24 protein-coding genes, 1 tRNA gene and 3 pseudogenes are annotated in these 23,912 nt (G+C 61.3%); 21 read left to right on the forward strand and 7 right to left on the reverse strand.

Features of this window, described 5'->3' with window-relative positions; genetic code table 11:
* Window positions 1-5 precede the first annotated feature (5 nt).
* The 13 genes and pseudogenes from ACVW16_RS20860 (at window position 6) to ACVW16_RS20920 (ending at window position 8,831) form a co-directional block, all read left to right on the forward strand.
* Window positions 6-194, forward strand: a complete 189-nt coding sequence (locus tag ACVW16_RS20860; protein WP_456700992.1) for a hypothetical protein — start codon at window positions 6-8, stop codon at window positions 192-194.
* A 26-nt stretch (window positions 195-220) separates the two neighbouring features.
* Window positions 221-1,928: pseudogene (locus tag ACVW16_RS20865) on the forward strand (FAD-dependent oxidoreductase).
* 118 nt (window positions 1,929-2,046) lie between these two features.
* On the forward strand, window positions 2,047-2,355 hold the full coding sequence (locus ACVW16_RS20870; protein WP_456700993.1) for an EthD family reductase: 309 nt from the start codon (window positions 2,047-2,049) through the stop codon (window positions 2,353-2,355).
* Between the two features lie 189 nt (window positions 2,356-2,544).
* Window positions 2,545-3,054 (forward strand): hypothetical protein, encoded by a 510-nt coding sequence (locus tag ACVW16_RS20875; RefSeq protein WP_456736412.1) that lies wholly within the window; start codon window positions 2,545-2,547, stop codon window positions 3,052-3,054.
* Between the two features lie 26 nt (window positions 3,055-3,080).
* Entirely contained in the window at window positions 3,081-3,905 is an 825-nt protein-coding gene (locus ACVW16_RS20880; RefSeq protein WP_456736411.1) for an alpha/beta fold hydrolase, read from the forward strand.
* Window positions 3,906-4,197: 292 nt separating this feature from the next.
* Window positions 4,198-4,647, forward strand: a complete 450-nt coding sequence (locus tag ACVW16_RS20885) for a DUF2948 family protein (RefSeq protein ID WP_456738243.1) — start codon at window positions 4,198-4,200, stop codon at window positions 4,645-4,647.
* Between the two features lie 144 nt (window positions 4,648-4,791).
* Window positions 4,792-6,087, forward strand: a complete 1,296-nt coding sequence (hisD, locus tag ACVW16_RS20890; protein WP_456736410.1) for a histidinol dehydrogenase — start codon at window positions 4,792-4,794, stop codon at window positions 6,085-6,087.
* Window positions 6,084-6,582 (forward strand): annotated as a pseudogene (locus ACVW16_RS20895) (UPF0262 family protein). The gene hisD and the pseudogene ACVW16_RS20895 overlap by 4 nt, the downstream one beginning before the upstream one ends.
* Before the next feature lie 6 nt (window positions 6,583-6,588).
* On the forward strand, window positions 6,589-7,056 hold the full coding sequence (locus tag ACVW16_RS20900; RefSeq protein ID WP_456700999.1) for an arsenate-mycothiol transferase ArsC: 468 nt from the start codon (window positions 6,589-6,591) through the stop codon (window positions 7,054-7,056).
* Window positions 7,057-7,212: 156 nt separating this feature from the next.
* Window positions 7,213-7,842, forward strand: a complete 630-nt coding sequence (locus ACVW16_RS20905; RefSeq protein ID WP_028151428.1) for a Maf-like protein — start codon at window positions 7,213-7,215, stop codon at window positions 7,840-7,842.
* 116 nt (window positions 7,843-7,958) lie between these two features.
* Window positions 7,959-8,141, forward strand: coding sequence for a DNA gyrase inhibitor YacG (gene yacG, locus ACVW16_RS20910; protein ID WP_456736408.1), 183 nt, complete (start codon window positions 7,959-7,961; stop codon window positions 8,139-8,141).
* 163 nt (window positions 8,142-8,304) lie between these two features.
* Window positions 8,305-8,380, forward strand: a tRNA-Phe gene (locus ACVW16_RS20915).
* A gap of 100 nt (window positions 8,381-8,480) precedes the next feature.
* Entirely contained in the window at window positions 8,481-8,831 is a 351-nt protein-coding gene (locus ACVW16_RS20920) for an Arm DNA-binding domain-containing protein (protein ID WP_456736407.1), read from the forward strand.
* A gap of 11 nt (window positions 8,832-8,842) precedes the next feature.
* Here ACVW16_RS20920 and ACVW16_RS20925 read toward each other — a convergent pair whose 3' ends face one another.
* The 3 genes from ACVW16_RS20925 to ACVW16_RS20935 form a co-directional block, all read right to left on the reverse strand.
* Window positions 8,843-9,310: a hypothetical protein gene (locus ACVW16_RS20925; protein ID WP_456736406.1), complete on the reverse strand. Its 468-nt coding sequence runs from the start codon at window positions 9,308-9,310 to the stop codon at window positions 8,843-8,845.
* 552 nt (window positions 9,311-9,862) lie between these two features.
* A complete protein-coding gene (locus ACVW16_RS20930) occupies window positions 9,863-10,864 on the reverse strand; it encodes an ABC transporter substrate-binding protein (RefSeq protein WP_456736405.1) in 1,002 nt (333 codons plus the stop codon).
* Window positions 10,865-11,156: 292 nt separating this feature from the next.
* Window positions 11,157-12,332, reverse strand: coding sequence for an acyltransferase family protein (locus tag ACVW16_RS20935; RefSeq protein ID WP_456736404.1), 1,176 nt, complete (start codon window positions 12,330-12,332; stop codon window positions 11,157-11,159).
* Between the two features lie 248 nt (window positions 12,333-12,580).
* On the opposite strand from ACVW16_RS20935, the pseudogene ACVW16_RS20940 reads away from it, so the two are divergent.
* Window positions 12,581-13,214 (forward strand): annotated as a pseudogene (locus ACVW16_RS20940) (tyrosine-type recombinase/integrase).
* Between the two features lie 221 nt (window positions 13,215-13,435).
* Window positions 13,436-14,194 (forward strand): bestrophin-like domain, encoded by a 759-nt coding sequence (locus tag ACVW16_RS20945; protein ID WP_456736403.1) that lies wholly within the window; start codon window positions 13,436-13,438, stop codon window positions 14,192-14,194.
* A gap of 171 nt (window positions 14,195-14,365) precedes the next feature.
* Here ACVW16_RS20945 and ACVW16_RS20950 read toward each other — a convergent pair whose 3' ends face one another.
* The 3 genes from ACVW16_RS20950 to ACVW16_RS20960 form a co-directional block, all read right to left on the reverse strand.
* A complete protein-coding gene (locus ACVW16_RS20950) occupies window positions 14,366-14,653 on the reverse strand; it encodes a hypothetical protein (protein WP_456701029.1) in 288 nt (95 codons plus the stop codon).
* A 91-nt stretch (window positions 14,654-14,744) separates the two neighbouring features.
* Window positions 14,745-15,005, reverse strand: coding sequence for a GlsB/YeaQ/YmgE family stress response membrane protein (locus ACVW16_RS20955; protein ID WP_456738242.1), 261 nt, complete (start codon window positions 15,003-15,005; stop codon window positions 14,745-14,747).
* Between the two features lie 351 nt (window positions 15,006-15,356).
* Window positions 15,357-15,746 carry a hypothetical protein gene (locus ACVW16_RS20960; RefSeq protein WP_456736402.1) on the reverse strand — a complete coding sequence of 130 codons (390 nt, stop codon included), beginning with the start codon at window positions 15,744-15,746 and terminating at the stop codon, window positions 15,357-15,359.
* A gap of 1,021 nt (window positions 15,747-16,767) precedes the next feature.
* Here ACVW16_RS20960 and ACVW16_RS20965 point away from each other — a divergent pair.
* From ACVW16_RS20965 to ACVW16_RS20990, 6 genes are all read left to right on the forward strand, one after another.
* The gene (locus tag ACVW16_RS20965; RefSeq protein WP_456748953.1) at window positions 16,768-16,941 is read left to right on the forward strand and encodes a hypothetical protein; all 174 of its coding nucleotides are present in this window, start codon (window positions 16,768-16,770) and stop codon (window positions 16,939-16,941) included.
* A 183-nt stretch (window positions 16,942-17,124) separates the two neighbouring features.
* On the forward strand, window positions 17,125-18,849 hold the full coding sequence (locus ACVW16_RS20970) for a SulP family inorganic anion transporter (RefSeq protein ID WP_456736400.1): 1,725 nt from the start codon (window positions 17,125-17,127) through the stop codon (window positions 18,847-18,849).
* Window positions 18,846-20,282 carry a DUF2252 domain-containing protein gene (locus ACVW16_RS20975; RefSeq protein ID WP_456736399.1) on the forward strand — a complete coding sequence of 479 codons (1,437 nt, stop codon included), beginning with the start codon at window positions 18,846-18,848 and terminating at the stop codon, window positions 20,280-20,282. The genes ACVW16_RS20970 and ACVW16_RS20975 overlap by 4 nt, the downstream gene beginning before the upstream one ends.
* A gap of 77 nt (window positions 20,283-20,359) precedes the next feature.
* Window positions 20,360-21,025, forward strand: a complete 666-nt coding sequence (locus ACVW16_RS20980) for a hypothetical protein (protein WP_456736398.1) — start codon at window positions 20,360-20,362, stop codon at window positions 21,023-21,025.
* Between the two features lie 423 nt (window positions 21,026-21,448).
* A complete protein-coding gene (glsA, locus tag ACVW16_RS20985) occupies window positions 21,449-22,384 on the forward strand; it encodes a glutaminase A (RefSeq protein ID WP_456736397.1) in 936 nt (311 codons plus the stop codon).
* Between the two features lie 80 nt (window positions 22,385-22,464).
* The gene (locus ACVW16_RS20990) at window positions 22,465-23,376 is read left to right on the forward strand and encodes a transglutaminase family protein (RefSeq protein WP_456736396.1); all 912 of its coding nucleotides are present in this window, start codon (window positions 22,465-22,467) and stop codon (window positions 23,374-23,376) included.
* Between the two features lie 117 nt (window positions 23,377-23,493).
* Here ACVW16_RS20990 and ACVW16_RS20995 read toward each other — a convergent pair whose 3' ends face one another.
* Window positions 23,494-23,661 (reverse strand): hypothetical protein, encoded by a 168-nt coding sequence (locus ACVW16_RS20995; protein ID WP_456701037.1) that lies wholly within the window; start codon window positions 23,659-23,661, stop codon window positions 23,494-23,496.
* Window positions 23,662-23,912: the final 251 nt, after the last annotated feature.

The raw sequence follows: 23,912 nt of genomic DNA on the forward strand, positions 1-23,912 counted from the left end.
CCGTGATGGCCGACCAGACCGACAAGAGCGCAAGACAGGCGAGGGGGGCGCGGGACGACCGCCTGAAATCGGCGTTGCGGGAAAATTTGAAGCGACGCAAGGCCCAGGCGCGCGAACGCGCCGCGACCGCCGACCCCTCGCAGGACGACGATGGCTCCTCGACTGAGGGGACCGTCGGCAAGGCCGGGACATAGAATTTCTTGGAATGGATGGACAGGCCATGGGGCAGAACGAGCAGGATCAAACCGACAGAAGCGCGATGATGTCGCGTTTCACACGCCCCGAGCAGACCTTCCCGGCGCTGACGCCGGCCGAGATCGAGCGCATCAGGAATTTCGGCGAGCTCCGCACTTATGAAGACGGTGAGCTGTTGTTCGAGACCGGCAAGCCGGGGCCGGGCATGTTCGTCGTGCTCAGGGGTCACGTCGCCATCACCCAGCGCGACGGGCTCGGACATGTCACGCCCTTGATCGACCAGGGGCCGGGGCAATTCCTGGCCGAGCTCGGCCAACTCTCGGGTCGTCCGGCGCTGGTCGACGGCCGCGCCGAAGGCGATGTCGAGACGTTGCTATTGCCGCCGGAGCGCCTGCGCGCGCTGCTGGTTGCCGAGGCCGAACTCGGCGAGCGCATCATGCGCGCCCTGATCCTTCGCCGGGTCAATCTGCTTCAGGCCGGCGTCGGCGGAGTCGTGTTGATCGGCCCGTCGCATTCGGCCGGCGTGGTGCGCTTGCAGGGTTTCCTCACCCGCAACGGCCAGCCGCATCATCTGCTCGATCCCGAGCGCGACCGCGATGCCGCCGAGATGATCGCGCGCTATTCGCCCAAGTCCGAAGATTGGCCGCTGGTCGTCACGCCCGACGGCGCGGTGCTGCGCAATCCTGGGGAGACCGAGCTTGCGCGCGCGATCGGCATGATCGGCGGCCCGCGCAATGATCGCATCTATGACGTCGCGATCGTCGGCTGCGGACCGGCCGGGCTTGCGACCGCCGTGTATGCTGCCTCCGAAGGGCTCTCGGTCGCCGTGCTCGATATCAGAGCGTTCGGCGGCCAGGCCGGCGCCAGCGCGCGCATCGAAAATTATCTGGGCTTTCCGACCGGCATTTCCGGCCTGGCCCTCACGGCGCGCGCGTTCAACCAGGCGCAAAAGTTCGGCGCCGACATCATGATTCCCGTCACGGTGAAGTCGCTCGACTGCTCGCGCAAGGACGGCGCGTTTGCCGTTGCGCTCGACGGCAGCGAACCCTTGCGGTCGCGCGCGGTGGTGGTCGCAAGCGGCGCCCGCTATCGGCGGCCCGACATCGAGAACCTCGACAAGTTCGAGGGGCGCGGTGTGTGGTATTGGGCTTCCCCGGTCGAAGCCAAACTGTGCGCCGGCGAGGAGGTGGCGCTGGTCGGCGCCGGCAATTCGGCCGGGCAGGCGGCGGTGTTCCTCTCGGGTCACGCCAAACGCGTCCTGATGATCGTCCGCGGCGGCGGCCTCGGGGCCAGCATGTCGCGCTATCTCATCGAGCGCATCGAAGCGACGCCGAACATCGAGCTGCTGTTCAACACCGAGATCTCGGCGCTCGAAGGCGACGAGGCTTCGCTGCTGCGGCGCATCCGCTTGAAGAGCCGCTTGTCTGACGACGAAGAAACCGTCGACGTCAAGAATCTCTTCCTGTTCGTCGGCGCCGAGCCCGCCACCGGCTGGCTCGATGGCTGCGGGGTCGCGCTCGATCGCGGCGGGTTTGTCGTGACAGGCGCGCAGTCCGATCTGAATCAGGGCCGGCTGGTGGCGGCCGCTCGAGACGTCAGTCCCCGGCGTCTACGCCGTCGGCGATGTCCGCTCCGGCTCGGTCAAGCGCGTCGGCGGCGCCATTGGCGAGGGCGCGCAGGTGGTGGCCTCCCTGCACGGCTATCTCGGGGACGCCGCAAAACCGGCGCTTTAGCCACGAATGATACGAGCGCACGGCAAATTGAATGCGACTTGCCATCTTGCCGTGTCGCACGGACTATGGACGCGCCGTGACCAATCGCGCGAATACAAAGATTGATATGGGAGGACAAATGGCTGAAATCGTCGTGCTCTACAAAACGCCCAAGGATGTCGACGCCTTCGACAAGTACTATGCCGAGACGCACATTCCGCTCGCAAAGAAACTTCCGGGCCTGAGGAAATACGCCGTCAGCAAGGGACCCGTCAGCTCCCCCGCCGGCCCTTCCGGGATCCACCTCGTGGCCATCCTCACCTTCGATAGCGTGGCTGACATCCAGGCCGCATTCGGCAGCCCGGAAGGCAAGGCCACCGGCGCCGACGTGCCGAAATTCGCCAGCGGCGGTGCCGACCTCTTGATCTTCGACACCAAGGAAGTGTGAAGCCGAGATCAGCTTTCGCCAAAAGCTGCCGTCGTTTGTGACAGCGGTGCAAAAAATTCAGCCATGCGTTTTCAACTCGCACGAACACGCATGGCTGCACGCGCTTGTGTGATGCTATTGCAGATGGTAATCCTATGAGGGGCGTAATATCAATCTCCAGATCTCGATGCAGAGAGTAGGAGAGACGCCATGGTCCTCGGGCTGAGCCTTCCCGCCTTCACACTGCTCCACGTCATCATCAGCCTGATCGGTATCGCCGCCGGCCTCGTCGTGATGTTCGGCCTGCTCGGCTCGAAGCCGATGCCGGGCCTCACCGCGATCTTCCTGCTCTTCACCATCCTGACCAATGCGACCGGTTTCCTGTTTCCGTTCAAGGAACTGCTGCCCTCCTACATCATCGCCGGCATCTCCCTGGTGCTGCTCGCGATCGCGTGCATCGCGCTCTACGGCATGAAGCTCAGGGGCGTCTGGCGGCCGGTCTACATCGTGACTGCGATGATCTCGCTCTACTTCAACGTCTTCGTCCTGGTCATCCAGTCGTTCCTGAAGATACCGGCGCTGGCCGCGCTCGCGCCGGCTGTGCCACCGGCGCCGCCGTCAGGCCCGGTCTTCGCCGTGGTGCAGGGTCTCGTGCTGATGTTCTTCGTGCTCGTGACCATCGGCGCCTGGCGCCGCTACAGGCCGATGGCGTTCGCCTGATCGCATCTCGCTGAAGGAGTCCTTGAATGCCCACCATCACAACCAAAGACGGCGTCGAGATTTTCTACAAGGATTGGGGCTCGGGCCAGCCGATCGTGTTCAGCCATGGCTGGCCGCTGTCGTCGGACGATTGGGACGCGCAGATGATGTTCTTCGTCACCCGCGGCTATCGTGTCATCGCCCATGACCGGCGTGGCCATGGCCGCTCGGCGCAGGTGGGCGACGGGCACGACATGGATCATTACGCCGACGATCTCGCCGCGCTGACCGCGCATCTCGACCTCATGGAAGCGCTCCATGTCGGCCATTCCACCGGCGGCGGCGAGGTCGTGCACTACATCGCGCGCCACGGCGAGTCGCGCGTAGCGAAAGCGGCGATCATCTCCGCGGTGCCGCCGCTGATGGTGCAGTCCGAAGCCAATCCCGGCGGTCTGCCGAAGAGCGTGTTCGACGGCTTTCAGGCTGCGCTCGCCGCAGGCCGCTCGGCGTTCTACCGCGATATCGCCGCCGGCCCGTTCTACGGCTACAACCGTCCCGGTGCAAAACCGTCGGAAGCGGTGATCCAGAACTGGTGGCGCCAGGGCATGATGGGCGGCGCGAAGGCGCATTACGACGGCATCGTGGCGTTCTCGCAGACGGATTTCACCGAGGATCTGAAGAAGATCAACGTGCCGGTGCTGGTGATGCATGGTGACGACGATCAGGTCGTGCCCTACGCCGATTCCGCGCCGCTGTCGGCCAAGCTGCTCAAGAACGGCACGCTGAAAACCTACAAGGGCTTTCCACACGGCATGCCGACCACGGAAGCCGAAACCATCAACGCGGATCTGCTCGCGTTCTTCAAGGCGTGAGGCGCGCTGCCGCATGGCATCCGCTCAAAGAGGACCGGGGCGCGGGCGCTCGATGTCGTGACCTCGCCGCTGGTCGGTTCTGCGCCGGGTCTCGCCGGGGCTCCTAAGCTCGACGGAGCTGATGGGGTGCGCCACGATCCATGTCGCCGGGGTCGGCTATCCCGGGAAGGTGTTGCAGATGAGGGATACCAATAGGCTCTAGTTCGTGGTCCGCGGGGCCGCCAGTTTGCGAGGAAATTTCGGCAGCCCCGCGCGTTGTGTCCGGTCCGCCTCCGCAGGAGAAGTGTCGGTGATGTCTCCCCCGCTCAAATTGATCGCGCTCGATGCCGACGATCTCGCCGTGATCTCCACCCATGTGCAGGACGCCCGCATCCAGCCGTCGGATATCATCTGGCGGCAGGGTGAGAAGCGCCTCGTGGTCGGCATGAGCCGGCTGGACTGGGAGCAGACGCTGGATGGCGAGGCCGAGCCGCGCCGGCTGGTTTCGGCGCTTCGCTTCGACCGCGTGCTCGCCTGCAAATCGCGCAACATCGATCTCGCCGCGCCCGAGGCGGTCCTCGACCTCGTCGGCATCGAATTTCATCCCCAGGATGGCCGCGACGAGGAGCCCGGCGGCAGCGCGCTCCTGCTATTCGCCCAGGGCGGCGCCATCAGGCTCGACGTCGAGTGCCTGGAATGCGAGCTGACCGACCTCGGGGCGGACGACCTGGGAACGGGGCCGGGGATCGAGCAGGATGGGTGAGCCGGCTGTATACCAGCCGAACCGGCTCGGCCCGTCGTCGGAACGATAGCTGCCAAGGGTTGACGCAGCTGCCCTGCCGCGCCATTGAGCAGGGGGGCCGGTGAGCCAATCCGCCCCAGTGATCAGCCGGAAGCCAACCCAAGAATGCCCGTTCGTCTCGACCGCAGCAGTGCCGATTTTGACCAGCGATTCCAGGCGTTCCTCGCTGCCAAGCGCGAGGTCTCGGCCGATGTCGAGGCCGCCGCGCGCGCGATCGTCGACGACGTGGCCAGGCGGGGCGATGTCGCCCTGCTCGAGGCCACGGAAAAGTTCGACCGGCTGACGCTCGATGCATCCGGTCTTCGCGTCTCGGCCGCCGAGATCGAAGCCGCGACAAAGGCCTGCGATACCGCAACACTGGATGCGCTCGAGCTCGCGCGCGACCGCATCGAGACCTATCATCGTCGACAGCTGCCGAAGGACGAGCGCTTCACTGACCCGCTCGGTGTCGAGCTCGGCTGGCGCTACACCGCAATCGAATCCGCCGGCCTCTACGTGCCCGGCGGCACGGCGGCGTATCCGTCCTCTGTGCTGATGAATGCGGTGCCGGCCAAGGTCGCAGGCGTGTCGCGCCTCGTGATGGTGGTGCCTTCGCCCGACGGCAAGCTCAACCCGCTGGTGCTCGCCGCCGCGCATCTCGGCGGCGTCACCGAGATCTACCGCGTCGGCGGTGCGCAGGCCGTGGCCGCGCTGGCTTACGGCACTGCGACGATCGCGCCGGTCGTCAAGATCGTTGGTCCCGGCAATGCCTATGTCGCCGCCGCCAAGCGGCTGGTGTTCGGTAAGGTCGGCATCGACATGATCGCTGGCCCCTCCGAGGTGCTGGTGATCGCCGACGACACCGGTAACGCCGACTGGATCGCCGCTGATTTGCTGGCGCAGGCCGAGCACGATGCCAGCGCGCAATCGATCCTGATTACCGACTCGGCGCGACTCGCCGCCGATGTCGAGAAGGCGGTCGAAGCGCAGCTGAAGACGCTGCCGCGCGCTGCGATCGCCGGCAAGTCATGGGCCGAGTTCGGCGCGATCATCATGGTGAAGATCCTGGCCGATGCCGTTCCCTTGGCCGATGCAATCGCCGCCGAACATCTCGAGATCATGACCAGTGATCCCGACGCGCTCGCCGCAAAAATCCGCAACGCCGGCGCTGTCTTCCTCGGGGCGCATACGCCGGAGGCGATCGGCGATTATGTTGGCGGCTCCAACCATGTGCTACCGACGGCGCGCTCGGCGCGATTTTCCTCAGGCCTGGGGGTCGCCGATTTCATGAAGCGCACGTCGATTCTGAAATGCGGCCCGGACCAGCTGCGTGCGCTGGGACCTGCCGCGATGACGCTCGGACAAGCGGAGGGGCTGGATGCCCATTCGCGCTCGGTTGGATTGCGCCTCAATCTGTCATGACAAAGCCGCCCGAACAGGACGACTCGACCAATCGCATCGTCGCGGTCACCCTCGACGAGGACTCGATCGGCCGTTCGGGGCCCGACATCGAGCATGAGCGCGCGATCGCGATCTACGATCTGATCGAGCAGAATTTCTTTGCGCCCGAAGGCGCCGACGGCAACGGTCCGTTCACGCTGCATATCGGCATCCACCGGCAGCCGGCTGATGTTCGACATCCGCCGCGAGGACGGCACGCCCGTTGTCGCGCATCTGCTGTCGCTGACGCCGTTCCGGCGGATCGTGAAGGACTATTTCATGATCTGCGACAGCTATTACCAGGCGATCCGCACGGCGAGCCCTGATAAGATCGAGGCCATCGACATGGGCCGCCGCGGCATCCACGACGAGGGATCGCGCACGCTGCAGGAGCGGCTGAAGGGCAAGGTGCGGGTCGATTTCGAGACCTCGCGCCGGCTATTCACGCTCATCACCGTCCTTCATTGGAAGGGCTAGGCGCGGATGGCTGCGCCCCCACGCGCACGCGATCCACAATCGGTGCTGTTCGCCTGCGCGATGAACAGCGTGCGCTCTCCGATGGCCGCGAGCCTGCTCCAGCACATGTTTCCGCAAGGCCTCTACGTGAAATCGGCCGGTGCGAGAAAAGGCGAGCTCGATCCGTTCGCGATCGCCGTGATGGCCGAGCTCGGCCAAGACATCTCCGGCCACAAGCCGCAGAGCTTCGAGGAACTCGAGGATTGGGAGGGCCTGAACTTCGACCTCATCATCACGCTCTCGCCGGAGGCGCACCACAAGGCGCTGGAGCTGACGCGGACGCTGGCTGCCGATGTCGAATATTGGCCGACGCACGATCCGACCACGATGGAGGGCAGCCGCGACCAGAAGCTCGCCGCCTATCGCGAGGTCTGCGACCAGCTTTTGATGCGCATCCGCCGGCGGTTCGCGAAGGTGGGCGCGGCGAGCGGGTAGTGGGTGGTGCCCGTAACACCCGCGTCACAGATGACGGGCACATGCATGTCGGGCCGCTCGAACCAGCAAAGTCCGAGTTCCCGGTTGTGAAATCAGCCCCCTTCCGATAGGTTCCGCGCGCAATTCACCCCCTGCCTCGTCCCCAAAAATCACCTGATGCTAGGCCGCCCCAAATTCGTTCTTGCCTCCGGTTCGCCGCGGCGCCTGTCGCTGCTCAACCAGGCCGGCATCGAGCCCGACGCGCTTCGGCCGGCCGATGTCGACGAGACGCCGAAGCGGGGCGAACTGCCGCGCGCCTGCGCCAACCGCCTGGCGCGGGCCAAGGCCGATGCGGCGCTCAAATCGGTGCAGCTGGACGACGAACTGCGCGGCGCCTTCATTCTCTCGGCCGACACGGTGGTCGCGGTCGGCCGCCGCATCCTGCCCAAGGCCAATCTGGTGGACGAGGCCGCGCAGTGCCTGCGGCTGCTGTCGGGCCGCAACCATCGCGTCTACACCGCGATCTGCCTGGTGACGCCGCGCGAGGCGTTCCGCCAGCGCCTGGTCGAAACCCGCGTCCGCTTCAAGCGCCTCTCGGAGGACGACATCCAGGCCTATATCGGCTCCGGCGAATGGCGCGGCAAAGCCGGCGGCTATGCCGTGCAGGGTATCGCCGGCTCGTTCGTGGTGAAGATGGTGGGGTCCTACAGCAACGTCGTCGGCCTGCCGCTGTACGAGACCACGACGCTGCTCGGCGGCGAAGGCTTTCCGATTCGCTTCGGCTGGCTCAACGCCACCGCGATCTGACGAAAACAACCCCATGCACAGTAGAGCCGGCCGGCGAGGCGCATGCGCCTGTTCCGGAGGAACCCGTTTGCCGAGAGGCGCTTGAGCCTCGTCAGCTCGTGTAGACTGCCGCCATCATGAACGACCAAGCCAAAAAGCCCATCGGCCCGCTCAAATCCTGCCCGATCTGCGGCAAGCCGCAGGTGCAGGCCACCCGTCCGTTCTGCTCGTCGCGCTGCCGCGACGTCGATCTGAATCGCTGGCTGAAAGGCTCCTACGTCATCCCCGGTCGGGACGATGAGGTCGGTGACGTCGAATAACAAGTAATATCAACGTCTTGTCCGAATGTCCGGCAGGCCGCCCCAGCTTGTGCACAGCCGGGCCGGCTGCTTCGAAGCCGACCGCGCAGCGTGGGTAGACAGGCCGCCGCGAGCCCACTATAAACCGCCCGCTCGATGGGCTTTGGCCCCTCTCGTGGAGCACGCCCAGGTAGCTCAGTTGGTAGAGCATGCGACTGAAAATCGCAGTGTCGGTGGTTCGATTCCGCCCCTGGGCACCATACCGGTGTTCGCACCTGTTCGCTGACGTTCGTCGGCGTCTTTTCTGAAAATTCGCTGGCACCGAGCCCGCTTTTGTTCGGCGCTGCCAGCGAGGATACCATGTTGAACGACACCCGCATTCGCGATGCCAAGACCGCGGAGCGCGACTACAAGCTCACCGACTTCGACGGGCTCTATGTGCTGGTCTGCAAGAATGGCAGCCGGCTCTGGCGTTTCGCATACCGCTTTGAGGGCAGGCAGAAGCAGATCGCGCTCGCGGCCTACCCAGCCGTGACGCTGGCCGAGGCGCGCGAGCGGCGCGAGGCCGCCCGCAAACAGCTCGCGGCGGGCCAGGACCCGAGCCTGGCGCGCCGGCTCGAAAAGATCGCGCGCGGCGGGCGGCAACAGCTTTCGGGACGTGGCTGCCCACGTTGGGTTCTGAAGCGCAGTCCTGGGCACGGTAAAGCGTGAGCCCGCACCTCTCAGATTTCGCAGCCGGATAAATTCAGCGCCTTGCGCAAGCCGCCAAACGCCGCGAGCCTACAGGACACGGTCTCGCTGGCGAGCTTTGAACGGTCGGCAATGGCAGTTTGCTTGATGACGGTTACTTTCTTTGGTTTGGAACGTGCGGCGCCCGCGGCCGTCTTCGAACTGTGACGTTGGTGGGCGATCGGCCTTGAAGGCTCGGGCGAAGGGATACGGGCATCGTTCGGGGGAGCAATAGGCGCTTCGGCCAAAGCAACCTGGATCGGTGTCACGCTGCTCACCGGGGCGACGTCGAGGCGATCGCCTTTGGCCAGTGTGTCAGGCGAGGCAGATGAGCCAGCCTCTGGTGCGACAGGCGACTGGACGATCGCGACCGTGCCGCGCGGGGGAGCTCGCAGTTCGATGACTGACAGGACTCCTACGCCCAATACGATGAGGAGACCCAGGAAGCTCGCTCTCAGCATGATGCGCCTCTAACGAAGGTTAGTGCTGTTGAAAAAGTCTCCGCTCCAATGAGGCGATCTGTCGGCAGCGGACGTGCCGCGCGCGGATCATTTGCCGACAGCGTTAACGCCGGCGATGATGCTCCAGCAAATTCTGATAGGCCGCCTCGAGCTGGTTCCTGCGCGCAGACGGGACCTGGTTCAGGACACGGCGAATGGCTTCCTGGCGGGAAGGGGCCAACTTCAGCGTAGCTCGTGCGACACCTGCAAGTGGCCGTACTGGCTCGGACGGAACGGCAAGATCCCATCCCGACGACATAGCCGGGACGCATCGTCGGGATTGCGACGAGCAAGGTCCCGGTACCACTTAATTGGCAATATGCCCGCGCTCGTTTGTCGAAGGCAGCAAGCTAGAGCCTTGGCGCAATCACACGCCGGCCTTCTCACCGATACGTCGGCTCCGAGCCAAAAAAACACGAAGAACTTGGGTTGTGCAAATCGGGTCCGCTTAGGCACGATGAGCGGACCTGCGTCAGGCGCGGCCCAACTTCGCAGATGGGCCAATAGGCGACATCATTCGATCAGCTCGTCAGCACGCAATGCTAAGGACGCCGGGACTGCTAAACCCAGACGTTCGGCGCTTTTTGTATTGATGACTAGGCTAAGCTGTGAGGCTTGATAGATTGGCACGTCGCTTACCTTACTTCCGCGCAGCAATTCATCGACGCAATGGGCGGCGCGACGCCACAAATTTTGAATGTCAATCGCGTAGGCGATGAGCCCTCCTTCCTCAACAAAATCACGATATGGAAACATCGTGGGAAGACGAAGCTCGTTCGTAACCGCCACGACATCGCGACGAAACGTATAATTGGGCGCCGCATCACCCACGATGATGCCGTTTGCATTATCCAGACGCATTTGGTTCAGCACACGCCGATATTCGGGAGGACGGACAGGATCGTCGAGTGGAGGGCCAATGATACTAATTCCGATGTCGCGTCCGGCACGCGAGAGGCTTTGCCCCTGTGGTCCGTCCCATGAAGCTCTTATCGTAAGGAAGCCCACACGGGACACTGACGGGACCAGCTCCCGCAGGATCGCCAAACGCTTTCCCCACAGTTCAAGACCGGCATCAACACTGACCCCAGTGACGTTGCTATCCGGTCTAGACAAGCTGGTCGTCAGACCATACGCGATGGGATCAGCCGTGATGCCGACAATAGGGATAATTGAAGTCGCCTTCTTCAGCGCGCGAACAAAAGGAGATGTGTTTGCAACGATCACCTCAGGACTGCTTTTTATGATCTCGTCAGATAGCTCCGCGAAGTGATCAGTGCGACCGTCTGCCGAAAATCGAACAATTTCGAGATTGCGCCCTTCAAAACGTCCTAGTTTTGACAGCTCTTCAAAGAACGCATTTACAAGCGGGTTGTCGCCGTCAATCTGCAAATCCTTTACAGGGCTTGAAGCGTGAGCGATTGCAACTCGCCGCCTTGCAGGCGATTGCCCAAGGGCGGCTTCGGGCAATATTGCCGCGAGAAAGAGACCAGAAACGAACCCCCGACGTCTCATTCGAACCTCTTCGGCACCTTGCGACCGACCGTAGCAGTTTGTGGCGTCGCGTGGCGGTAATTGATGCCGCGGCGAGCCTCTTTTTGGTGTCAACAAGCCTGCATGCGTCGATCAATCGGGGACTACCATTATGATGCCGAAATGCCTGCAACGGGTCAAAACGCGAAGAACTCAAGTTGAGTAAATCTGGTCCGCTCTGACGCGGTGAGCGGACCGCCGTCATGCCCCGCGGAACTTCGCAGATGGGCCACAAGCAGACATCCTCCGTTGCGATCCCAAAAAAGGCGTTAATTCATCGGACTCCGGAGACTGGCGAGGTCTCACGGCCCGAAGTCGCACCTAGTACAGCTCTGATACCGGGCACCTGACGGGCTAGATGCGCAAGGGCAAAGGACGCGGCCGTCCCCAGCAGAGACACGAAGGCAAATTTGGCGAAGGCGCCCGGCGTCACGTCTGCAATTGCGGCTTGTAGCGCGACAACGATCGCAGGGTGCAGGATATACGCGCCGAAGCTCGCCGCAGCCATCAGCTTGAGTAGGCGATTGGGGCGATCAAATAGCTCGCGAAAGACAATGATGAGTCCAGTTGAAAGCCCGACCGCGATTACCGTCTCCCAGCTGCTTCTCATCAATGACTCTAGGCCAAGCCCGCCGGGCGCCATCTTCCACCACCCGAAGCCGAATGCAACGTAAATGCCGCCGGCCGCAATCCCCCCTATGGCGAGCCAGATCAGGCCGTCGGTCGTGGACATTCTGCGGAACCAGTCGCCGTGATACGCGACCGCGCCAACAGCGAAGAACGCAATGTACTGCGGCACATGGGCAAGTTCAGCGGGCATGACCAACAGGAACGGCACCCATTTATCGACCGGATACCAGATCCGGACGACCCATGTGACGAGCGCGAGCGCCGCAATGAACGACGCCATGGCAGCATGTCCGGGCAAAGGCAATTTCAGGACGCGTCCGGGCGATATGGAAATCCGCCGCAAGGCCGCGTAGGCGAAGCAATACAGCAGCAGATGTGCGACAAACCACAAATGCAGATAGATCGGCTGCCAGCCTCGCTCATAAAGACCGGTGAAGAATAGCCCCGGTTGGGGCCCTCCCTCAACTAGATAAACCACCGGCAAATGGACCAGCAGAACGAGGATTGCGAGGGGAATACCGATACGCCGCCATCGCCCCATGAGAAAAAGGCGCGGGCCTTTCCGATCATAAGACGGCGGCCCAAAATATCCGGCGAGCATAAACATCAATCCCATGCCAAATGCGGCGTTGGCTGTATAGAACGGCGTGAACCAATCGCTTTGTGCCCGATCGTGTACGGGCCAAAAACCGCCAGTGGGCCCGTAGGCTTGGCCGGCGTGATGAACAATCACGAAAATAATGGCCGCGACACGCAGTGCGTCGATGAAGACTAACCGCTTCTCCGCATTCCCGTGCATCAAACCGGATTGGGAATCCATGCGCCGAGCCTTTGAACGAAGCGGTTTACACTGCTCGCTCGTCGAGAAGGCGCGTTGATGCACATCAAAACCGGTGAAAACAACACGGTCGATCCACGCGGTCGCGTGTGGAATGTCCGCAGTGTGGTCAGAATCGGTCCTGTCGTCCCTCTAGTCGGTGGCAAGTCTCCAATCGTCTGCAAGCAGACGTGGGATTGGAAGGGCTCCGGGCTGAAAATGACCAGCTTCACTAGCTGAGGAGGTCAACCATGACCCATATCCCAAGGACCATCCCTGCCAACTCAAAACACGTTCCTTGGAACAAGGCGAAGATGGTCGGCGCAAAGCCGCCGCTCCGTCCGAAGCAGGTTTGGTCGATCCGCACCAAGCTCCAGGTCGAAGGCCGAATGCGTGATCTGGCGTTGTTCAACGTCGCCATCGACAGCAAGCTGCGCGGCTGCGATGTAGTCGCATCGAAAGTCGATGACGTTGCCCCAGGCGGGTATACGGCCGATCGCGCGATCGTTCGCCAGAAGAAGACGGGTCGGCCGGTCAAATTTTGAACTAACGGAATCGACCCGACAGGCTATCGATGACTACTTGCGGGTGACCGTCAAAAAATCAGGCGAATACCTGTTCACCGGACGGCGGAGGGGCGGACATATAACGACCCGCCAATATGCACGCCTTCTGTCCCGCTGGATCGCCGATATCGGATTGGACCCGCATTTGTTCGGGACGCATTCCCTTCGCCGGACCAAGGCGACTTTAATCTATCGCCGAACTGGGAACCTGCGCGCCGTACAGCTCCTTCTGGGGCACACCAAAATCGAGAGTACCGTTCGATATCTCGGCATCGAGGTCGACGACGCCCTTGCGATAGCAGAACAAGTTGACGTCTGATTTCGGGGGCAGAGCAGACCCGCTCTGCGCTGCCCTCACAGACGGCTCCGGGCCACAACCTGGCTCGCGCACTGCTGCAGGGCGTCGCTACTCGCGGCTGCCGCGCGGTGTTAGGCGGGCGTCGACGCATAGCAGCCGCGGTTTTGTTTGATCTGCGTCAATGGTGACGTGAGGTCAGACGCAAGCATCGGTTCCCGGCTTACATGCTCATCAGTTTCCAAATGACCGCCTCCTTCGATAATCCATTTTCCATTTTCGCGATTTCGCTGGTGGCCCAGATAGTCGGGGCGTTTGCGGGTGACCTGATCCGCAGGCACGCGGCATCCTTCAAACAGGGCGAGCGTCACGATTTCAGTATCGTGCAGGCCGCGACCCTGACCCTGCTCGCGCTGATCATCGGGTTTTCGTTTTCAATGGCGGTTAGCCGCTACGATCAGCGCAAGACGCTTGAGGAAGCGGAAGCCAATGCCATAGGCACGGAATATCTGCGAGTCGATCTGCTGCCGGGTGACGACGCCTCACGCGCGCGAGAATTGCTGAACAAATATCTCGATCTGCGCGTCGCATTCTACGAGGAGAGTGATGCAGTGCGGGTCGCCGAAATCGGGCAGCAAACGGCAAGAGTGCAGAGCGAGCTTTGGTCCGCGGTGCTGCCTGGCGCGGTGAGGCAGCCGTCGCCGGTGATGGCCCTCGTGGTGTCCGGCATGAACGATGTCATCAACTCACAGGGCTACACTCAGGCCTCTTGGTGGAATCGAATTCCCATCGGGGCATGGGCCATGATGGCGCTCATGGCTCTCTCGTGCAACGTGCTGATTGGCTACAGCGAACGCCGCAAAGGGCAAACGTTGCTCTTCATCCTGCCCTTCGTGATTTCTGTGGCGTTCTTTCTGATTGCTGACCTAGACAGCCCACGCGGTGGTGCGATCCGGGTGCACCCGCAGAATCTTCTGGCGGCTGCGCAATCCATGAAGCCCTGATAGGTAGGCCCTGGAAGAAAGAACCCGCGGTTTCCCGATGACCATCAGGGCGTGTTTGAAACGCAATTGCCAGAAAGCGTGCCAGGGTAAGCCGCACGTCTAAGGCCGGCGGAAAACCGGCGACGGACCGCCATCCGGCGAGTGGCATCCCATGCCTCGGCTCACAATTAGTCAGGCCGCGGCTCTGTTCTTGATAGCTCCAATGATCGCCGTCAATATTGCGCCGCCCGCGCCTCCAGCGACGACTTGCGAGACAATGCCGCTCACACTGAAATTTCCAGATTGAGCCGCCGCCAGGACCGAAGGCAGTAACAGGGTAGCGACTTGCCCAAGCAATCCACCACCCACTAAGCCAGAGATGACGTTTCCTGCCGTCCCAAGATCGAATGTGGGCGATGATTTGCCAGCGCCAACGCCTCCAAGTGCTCCCGCAATGAGGTTAATCAGGATCTGCTCCATGTTGTTCTCCCAATAGCTTGCGCGAGTGATTGATGACCTTCCCCGGTGCTTGCGGACGCCTCTAGGAGCTTCGGAGTCTGAGAGATTCAAGTCAGGCCGCGCGGCGTCCGGCCACAAGGCCATAGACAAAGAGAAGGATAATCGCGCCGACCACACCGCCGATGAAGCCCGCTGACTCTCCGGGGCGGTACCAGCCAACGGCCTGACCGAGGTAGGTTGCAGCGAAAGCCCCGACAATTCCCAGAATGGTCGTCAGGATGAAGCCCTTTGGTTCGGCCTTGTCGCCAGGCATGATGAATTTAGCGACTACACCAATGACAAACCCGATGATGATCGTCCAAAGAATGTGCATCTTGCTGTTCCCAACCTGATCGAACATTTGGCAAAGGCAGTCTGCGACACCGTCAAGCTGGATACGCTTGATCCAGATCAAAGGTCCCACCCAAGCCAGCTACGGCCAGTTCTTGCATCCTTAGCCATGTCCACTCTGAGCCGGTCTACTTCTGTGAGCCGCGCAGTCAGAAGTAGACATCACGCCCGGCGAGACGTTCGTCGGCTAATGGGATGGACCGGCAGCTTCCCCCGCCGGGATGGTCTTCAAGGACTGCCCCGCAGCATCCGGAGAAGCAGCCAACGACCACAGCTTTGGGCTTCTGGCTGACTGATGTCGCTTATGGGTGGTCATTCGCGACGGACAAGCAGACTAACGGAGTGGCGTGTCAAGGCCGCTCGGCAGCATGACTATGATGACGTTCTGTCCTTCCTCGGGATGGCGCGAGATGTGTCCCTTCCCGTGCGTATCCTCGACAAGAACAGCTTTTCCCGCCGGAAGGCGTCTCACCTCTCCATCGCTCGTTTCAAATTCCACGTGGCCGTCCAGCCATATAGCTAGGAGTCGATCCGGTGGCCGGTGAAAGCCCGCTTCGCGCAGCCCGGCGGGGATGTGAGTAAAACGGATGCGTGACGCCGGGTAGAAAGCCGAAATTTCAAACGGCGCTTCGTTGGGAAACGCCGGCTTCATCGTCATCGGGATGTCGGCTTCTCCAAAATGGGACTCCCCATCAGGTGTTGCATATATGCGCAGGCACTTCATCCCCGGCCTCCCATCGCACTCCATCTAACTCAGCGTATGGTGTGGCCTCTGTGCGTGCAATGCACGTCGGCTGGGTCAATCGCGACGGTTTGGGCCGGTTTAAGTTAGGTAAAGGGGGAGTGGCTGTATTAGGTGGTGATCAAACGAGCACTCATTTGACGAGAAAGCGCTATCTGCCACCCTGCGGCTAACCGGCGCTTCAACGCGGACGCGCTTACCACGCTCCGGGGGGCGGTTTAGTCGCCGAGGCCATTTCAGGATACGCACAAGTTGCCCCTTGCGCTCTTTTGAGCGTTCCTAATTTCCCCGTTTGCGATGTCAGCGAACTAGCTTCGCGCCGAATGCGCTCACTGCGCTATTGTCCCTAAGGGAAGCCAAAGCACTCCCGAGATTTGCGCCAGATCAATGACGGCGAGCGGCTTTTCGGCAGGCTCGCTGCCTCGCAACAATGGAGGGTTCTCATGAGATCGATAAGGAAATCTGCCATTGCTATCTCTGCATTCGCGTGCGCGACACTTTTCTCGTTTGGCTGGTCTGATCACGACGGCCCCTCGCTATCGGTAGAACGCGCGCAGGCGCGCGTCGGTCGTCCGCTAACACCGGTCAGCGTTGCAGGTGTAGCGCGTCGGCAGGCGCGGCGAGCTACGTACGGGTATGGATACGGTGCTGGCGTTGTGGGCGCAGGCGCTGCAGCAGTAGGGACCGCCGCAGCAATAGCGGCTACGTCGTCATACAGGGGATGGGGAAGTAGCCCCTATTACACCGGCGCATCGTACTACCAGGGTGGCCCTTACGAGGCTTATGGCTATTCAGCGGAAGACTATCGCCGGCGAAACGGAATGGTCTGCGAGCCCGGGACTCTGACAAAGCTCGACGACGGTCGGACGTATCTTTGTCAATAGAGCTTCGATCAGTCTTGAAATTGTCTTCGCAGTGGCGCGCTTACCCAGCTTACCTAGGGCCCCGGCTAACGCCGGGGCCGAACCGATGTACCGCTTTTGCAGTCTTTTTGGAGGCGATGATGTCTGGCATAAAAAAGCTCTCCGCCGAGAAAGCACTGGAAGAACTCCGGAAGGATGCGCGCAAGTCCAAAGGCGAAAAATGCGACGAGAAAATCGAAGCACTCGATGAAGAGATCAAGCGCATGAGAGCGCAGCGGCTTCGGCTCGAAAGGCACTCAACTAAGCGAGGTTGAGCCTGCATCGTCAACCCGCGACCGGGTGCAAAGCCTACGCCGTGCCCAGCTTTAACAACCTGGAGATTGGGCCCGCCAAGGTCGGCTGCCAGCAAGGCCGACAGAACTCGGTATTGATCTTGATCAATGGTTTGCATCGAGAACGAAGTGCAATGACTCGGCTCCTTTGCGGTGTTCTGCGTCATGCCGATTCCAGACCCGATTTCGTTGCCCCGGCGGCTTCTTCCGGTTCTCGCGTGGATTCCTGGCTACCAGCGCGAATGGCTTATGGCCGATGCTCTTGCAGGCGTCGCGCTGTGGGCGGTTATGGTGCCAGAAGCAATGGCTTATGCGGGGATCGTCGGTGTACCGCCAATCATGGGCCTCTACACGATCGTCCCGGCGTTACTCGCTTATGCGCTGTTTGGCACGTCTCGCCAGCTCGTAGTCGGCCCTGACACCGCGACCGGCCTGATCTCCGCCCTGACGGTGGGTGCGGTCGCGACTCATGGAACAGCGGAGTTTAATTCGCTCACCTCGACGCTGGCGGTGTTGATCGGAGTTCTCTTCCTCTTCTTCGGCCTCGCACGCATGGGCTGGGTGGCCAGCTTCGTGCCCACGCCGGTGATGCGCGGCTTTATCGAGGGCCTGGTTTACGTGACCATCATCGGCCAGATCCCTCATCTCCTCGGTATCAGCGCGGGCTCCGGCAACTTCTTCGCGAAGCTCTGGCACGTGTTGCAGCATCTTGCGGATGTATCGCTCGTACCAGCCGTGATCGGGATCGCGTGCTTGGCGGGAATGCTGTTGTTGCGCCAGCTGTCTCCCGGCATACCTGGGGCACTCGTTATCATGGCTGCGGCGACAATTATGGTGGGGCTGCTCGGCGGAGACGCGATTGGCGTGCATGTCGCCGGCCACATCCCGTCCGGATTACCAGCTCTCGTGGCGCCAAGCCTCGACACCACAACGTTGCGAGAACTCGCACCCGGTGCGCTCGCGATCGTCCTGGTCGGCTATGCCGAAGCATTGGGCGCCGCGAAGGCAGCGGCCATGCGGGATGGAAGCGATATCGATCCGAACCAAGAGTTAGTTGCGCATGGCCCGGCGAACATCCTGACCGGACTTTTCGGCGGATTCCTGGTGGTTGGCAGCCTTTCTAAGACCTCGGTGGCCATGGCGGCAGGCGCACATAGCCAGCTCGCCAACCTTGTTGCAGCGGTCCTGTGTTTCCTGACTCTGGTTCTGCTGACGCCACTGTTCCGAAACATGCCGGAGCCGGCCCTCGCCGCGATCGTCATTGCAGCCATGCTGCATCTCACGAACCCCGGCTATTTGCAGAGCGTGCTGGCGCGAAGCCGCTGGTCGTTCTTCATGATCGTGATCGTCATCGCAGGCGAACTGACGCTAGGGGTGCTGCAAGGCATCGGCATTGGTGTCGTGCTGTCAATCGCGAGGTTGATCTATGTTGCGAGTCGTCCCAAGGGAGCGCGTCTAGGGCAGCTTCCCGGTACGGAGGCTTATCGCGACGTCCGGATGCATCCCGACGCGACCACTTTCCCTGGGCTGCTAATTTGGCGGATTGGAGGTGACGTCTTCTTCGCAAGTGCTGGCAACACGACGATGGCCTTGAGGGCGGCGGTCGCCGCATCCCCGAAGTTGAAGCGGGTGCTTCTGGACTTCGGTTCGGTCGACTTTCTCGACGTCACCGGAGGCGACGAAGTGCTGCGGCTCGTTCGTGAGCTGCGCAAGAAGGGCATCGGGGTTGTCTTTGCGCGCGTACGCGACTCTATCCGGGAGGACCTGCGGCGCGCCGGGATCGAGGCTGAAGTGCCGCCAGGCAATTTCTACGAGCGAATTACCGACGGCGTGCTCGCTTGGCAGCAACAATCTGATCCGACTCCATCGCACGGCGGGACCAAGTCATGAAAGCCCGTAGCCTGCGACCACCCTCGGCGTTTTACCGCATGATCGAGGCGCATGGCGACCGAGCCCTGATCGAAAGCTTCTTGATGAAGCGACCTTCGGTCGACGAGCGTATGGCTGTAGGCAAGGCGCTTCGAAAGCATGTTCCGCGTTCGGCGCAAGCAATCTATGAAACCCGCGCCGACCGACCCGATGCGGTGGACATCCTCGAGCAGCAGGACGCCTCGCGCGTGCAGGAGCTGCTGCCGATCCGATATGACCGCATGCGCGAAAATCCCTTCGCGTTCTTTCGGGGAGCCGCGGCCATCATGGCGAGCGATCTGTCGATCTTGCCCATCTCTGGAACTCCCGTCATGGCGTGCGGCGACGCGCATATCAAGAATTTCGGGGTATATGCTTCGGCCGAGCGCAATCTGATCTTCGCCATCAACGACTATGACGAGGTGTATGTTGGGCCTTGGGAATGGGACCTCAAGCGACTGGCGGCCAGCGCAGCAGTCGCAGCGCGATGCTTGGGCGGTGACAAGGCGATCTGCGAAGAAGCCGCTCGTGAATGCGTGCGCAGTTATCGGGAGCGCATCTATCGCTATGCCCAAATGGGTTATCTTGAAACCTGGTATGATCGCATCGACGAGCGCGCCATCCTCGATGGCCTGGCGCCCAGATCACGTCGCATCGCCCTCGACATCATCGATAATGTCCGCCATATCCGCCCCCTCGAGAAGTTGACCGAATTGGTGGATGGGAAACACCGCTTCATCGAGGATATTCCGCTGATCGAGCACGTGGCGCGCAGTGCATCGGGGACGCCGGTGCGCCTGTTTCTGGACCGCCTTCTGCAGGCCTACATCGCTTCGATGACCTATGATCGAAAGCTGCTGTTGTCTCGTTATGAGCTCATCGACTACGCGCACAAGGTCGTCGGAATCGGAAGCGTCGGCACCAGGTGCTGGGTACTCTTGCTGCAGGGAGTCGGTGAAGACGATCCCTTGTTTCTCCAGATCAAGGAAGCTCAGCGATCGGTGCTTGCGCCTTATCTCACCTTCAAGCTCCCGTTCGATCACCAGGGGCGGCGGGTGGTCGTGGGGCAGCGTCTCACACAAGGGTCGCCCGACATCTTCCTCGGATGGGGGCGCGCCGACAAAAGGGATTTTTACGTTCGCCAGCTTTCGGAGTTGAAGGGCAGTGTCGCGCTCGAACACCTTGAGCTCTTGCCGGACTACTGCGCGATGTGTGGGTGGGCGCTGGCGCTAGCGCATGCCAAGTCAGGCGATGCCGCCGTGATCGCTGGTTATTGCGGCAAGAGCGAAGCGCTTGACGAAGCGATCGGCGCGTTCGCCATGCGATATGCCAAACAGACGGAGCAGGACTACGACGGGTTTAACAGCTCCAAACGGATCGGGCGGATCAGAGCGGTTGCCGTAACTTCGCGTTAAGCCTTGCGCAATCACCGCTGGATGGAAGCAAGCGCGATCGCTCTTGCTTACGGAAATAACCAAACGCGGGAGCAATCATGCGCGCTTCTTCCGATGACGGGCCAAGCTTCACGCACGCCCACCTGCGAACGCCGAGGGCAGCTGCCATCGCGGGCGTCGTCTTCTCCGTCCTGCTCTTTGCCGTGTTCCTGCTGATGCGACACTCGGTGCCTCGTGATCCGCTGGAGACGGGGGCGTGGCTACATACCGGAGCGAGCAACGTCGTGATTGCGCTCAATCTTGTGCCCTTCGCAGGAATTGCCTTTCTCTGGTTTGTCGGTGCACTGCGGGACAAGCTTGGACGCCGCGAAGATCAGTTTTTCGCAACCGTATTTCTTGGCAGCGCGTTGTTGCTCCTGGCCATGCTGTTCGCGGCTGCGGCTGTTGTGGGCGCAATAATTCTTGCATTCCACGGAGCCCCGGACGTCCTGGCCAACTCGGCAACGTTCCACTTCGGACGCAGTCTGGCTTATGGCATGATCAACATCTATTTGGTGAAAACGGCATCCGTCTTCATGATCACCACATCGACGATTGGCGTCTATACCGGCTTCACACCGCGCTGGCTGGCCTTCGGGGGGTATGTTGTCGCAGCCGTGCTTCTGATCGGCAGCTACTTCTTCGACTGGAGTTTGCTCGTATTCCCCGTTTGGGTTCTGTTGATCAGCGTCAGCATTCTCGCAGACAGGAAAGCCGCGAGCTGAGAGTGGTGACGATAAGCCGCGCGAAGTGCGTGGTTTGAATCGCTGGTCGCGCTTTTGGACTGGCCGAGCGTTTATCGGATAGCGCCGACCGAACCGGAAGATTTCAGCCTCGTCAGCCCCGAGTGGAGACAAATGGTGTACACAAAGGACAGAGAGCCAGACCAGCGAGAACCTTCAATGCCTGCCGCCGTCGCATGCTTACGTGCGACATGCTTGCAATCTCCTATCAGGGCGATCTGACTATGGATTACTTGATCTAGATCAAAGGTAATCGTTGCTCCGTCTCGAAGTTGATCGGAGTTCTGTATCGAGACGTGCGCCGGCCTGCGGGAGTCCACTGAGCAGCGGACGAGGACTTGTCGCGTTTGACAATGCTTCTACGCGCTGCCCGGAATTGGTCAGCAATTTTGACAGGAGAGATTGGTGGGCCCTGATCATGCCACGATCGCTGATGCGGTACAGGAAGCCCACGCGGTCGCGTTGCGTGCTTCGGGCGGGGCCGTCGCGGCCTACATCCCATTTCTCGCCAAGGTGCCGGCGCAGCTTTGCTCCGTCGCTGTGGTCACGCGCGAAGGAAGAGTCTTCGAGGCAGGCGACACTGATTTTAAATTTGCTCTCGAATCAATCTCGAAGGTATTTACTCTCGCGTTGGTTATGGAGCAGCGCGGCGCTGAGGTGGTACGCGAGAAGATTGGAGCGCGACCTACTGGCTTGCCATTTAACTCAGTACTGGCACTGGAGCTTCACGGCGCCAAGCCCCTTTCGCCGCTGGTGAACGCAGGGGCCATCGCAACCGTGAGCCTTGTAAAGGCCGCCGGTCGCGAGGACCGTTGGGCACAGATCCTCGACGTTCAACGCCGCTTCGCGGCAACCGACATAGCGTTTTCTGCGGAGATCAACGAATCCGAGCAGGCGAGCAACTTGCACAATCGAGCGATTGCCTGGCTCCTTGCCAGCGGAGGAAATTGTTTTTGCGATCCGCTCGAGGCTCTCGACGTCTACACACGCCAGTGCTCCACGCTCGTGACCTGCTCTACACTCGCGACAATGGCTGCGACGCTTGCGAACCATGGCATCAATCCGCTGACAGGAATTCGGGTTATTCAGCGACAAAATGTGCCGCGAATTCTTGCTGAGATGACCATGGAAGGGCTCTACGATAGCTCCGGCGATTGGGCCTTTGAGGTTGGGCTGCCCGGCAAGAGTGGGGTCGGTGGCGGCATCATGGCCGTCGCTCCTGGTCGGCTCGGCGTCGCTGCGTTCGCTCCGTCGCTCGACGAGTATGGCAACAGCGTGCGGGGGCAGATTGCCGTCGCCAGTGTGGCCAAGCGCCTCAAAATGAATCTGTACGACCAGTAAACAGTGACCACCATGCCACCTGAGAGCAGGTCTCAGGAGCAGCAGAGAAACCGGGACTTCGTCACAGTTGGAGCGAGTACATGGCGGTTCTTGGCGAGATAAGGCACACCACCACCTACAAATACGCAAGGCCGGTGACGTTCGGCACTCATCGGGCGATGTTCTTGCCAAGGCGCGGCTCGTCGGCCCGTCTTCTCAATTGGTCCGTGAGAACCAGCCCGTCTTCAAAGGTGAAGTGGATCAGCGACCCGCGCTCCAACACCGTGACCGTCATGGACTTCACCGAGTCAGCCAGCGAATTGACCTTCAACTTCAAGGTCCTCGGAATCTATTTCGGCATAAAGGGGATCGAAGCCTTCCCATTGGAAAGTCGTGCGGAGGAAGTTCCCATCCAATACACACCCGACGAGTGGAACGACTTGGCCGGCTATCTGCGTCCTCATGCCGAAGACCCGGACGCGAGCCTCGCTGCATGGACCAAGAGCTTCGTTGCCGGTGACAAGGACCAAACCACCGACGTCCTGAGCCGGATCCTTCACTCGTTTCGGGAGCGTTTCACGTACCGTGCGCGAGAATCGCAGGGCACGCAGTCACCCGGCGAGACGCTGCGTACCAAGTCGGGCACTTGCCGCGATTATGCTTGGCTCATGATCGAGACGTTGCGGCGGCTCGGGTTCGCCTCCCGATTCGTCAGTGGCTATCTGTACGACAGCGCGCTGGATGGCGGTGCAATAGGCATGGCCGGGTCCAGTTCGACCCATGCCTGGCTGCAGGTGTTTCTGCCGGGGGCAGGGTGGATGGATTACGATCCCACCAACCAAATTAATGCCGGATTTGATCTCATTCCGGTCGCCGTCGCCAGGCATCCGGGACAGGCAATTCCACTGGAAGGCTCGTGGTTTGGTGATGGAAAGGACTACCTTGGTATGTCGGTTACCGTTTCAGTCCATAAGGTGGATGATGTCCCCGATCCATTCCAAGGACAGGGTTGAGCGGTGTGGTAGAGAACGGCGCCATGTGATGGACGTCCCTAAGCTCACGGCCCCGATCACCCCATTCGTCTTGAGACCACGCGCATTTGCGAATGAGGAACGCCAGTGCCAGCGCGTTTATCTATCCTGGGGCAGATCTTCCTCTTGATGGCCGCTTGGCGACTGTACTCGCGCTAACAGCTTTGTGAGCAACCGTCGCTGTTTTTCCGTGATGTCCGGGTCGGCAAGCCGTCTCTTGAAGATGATCAGGTTCTCATAGCGGATGAAGTCTTCCATTGAGGTCATGCGGTCCTCCCCTGTGCCAGCACGGTGCCACATAGAGTACCTGCCTGCAGCAGCGGCGCCGCTGAGGAGGGCATAACGTGTGATACGCATCCTCATTGGAGCAGGACAACGCTTGGGTCTGCAATTGTCCTTTGAGACAAGCACCATGCCCGCTGTCGTTCTCGCCGAGCAACGGGCTCTTGGGTTTTGCGGTCGAGGCATGTGTCCGCAACGGGCTGCTTGACCAGTTGGGCGGCTCGTCGGATGCGCAT

It is taken from the genome of Bradyrhizobium sp. USDA 4474 (assembly GCF_054057515.1).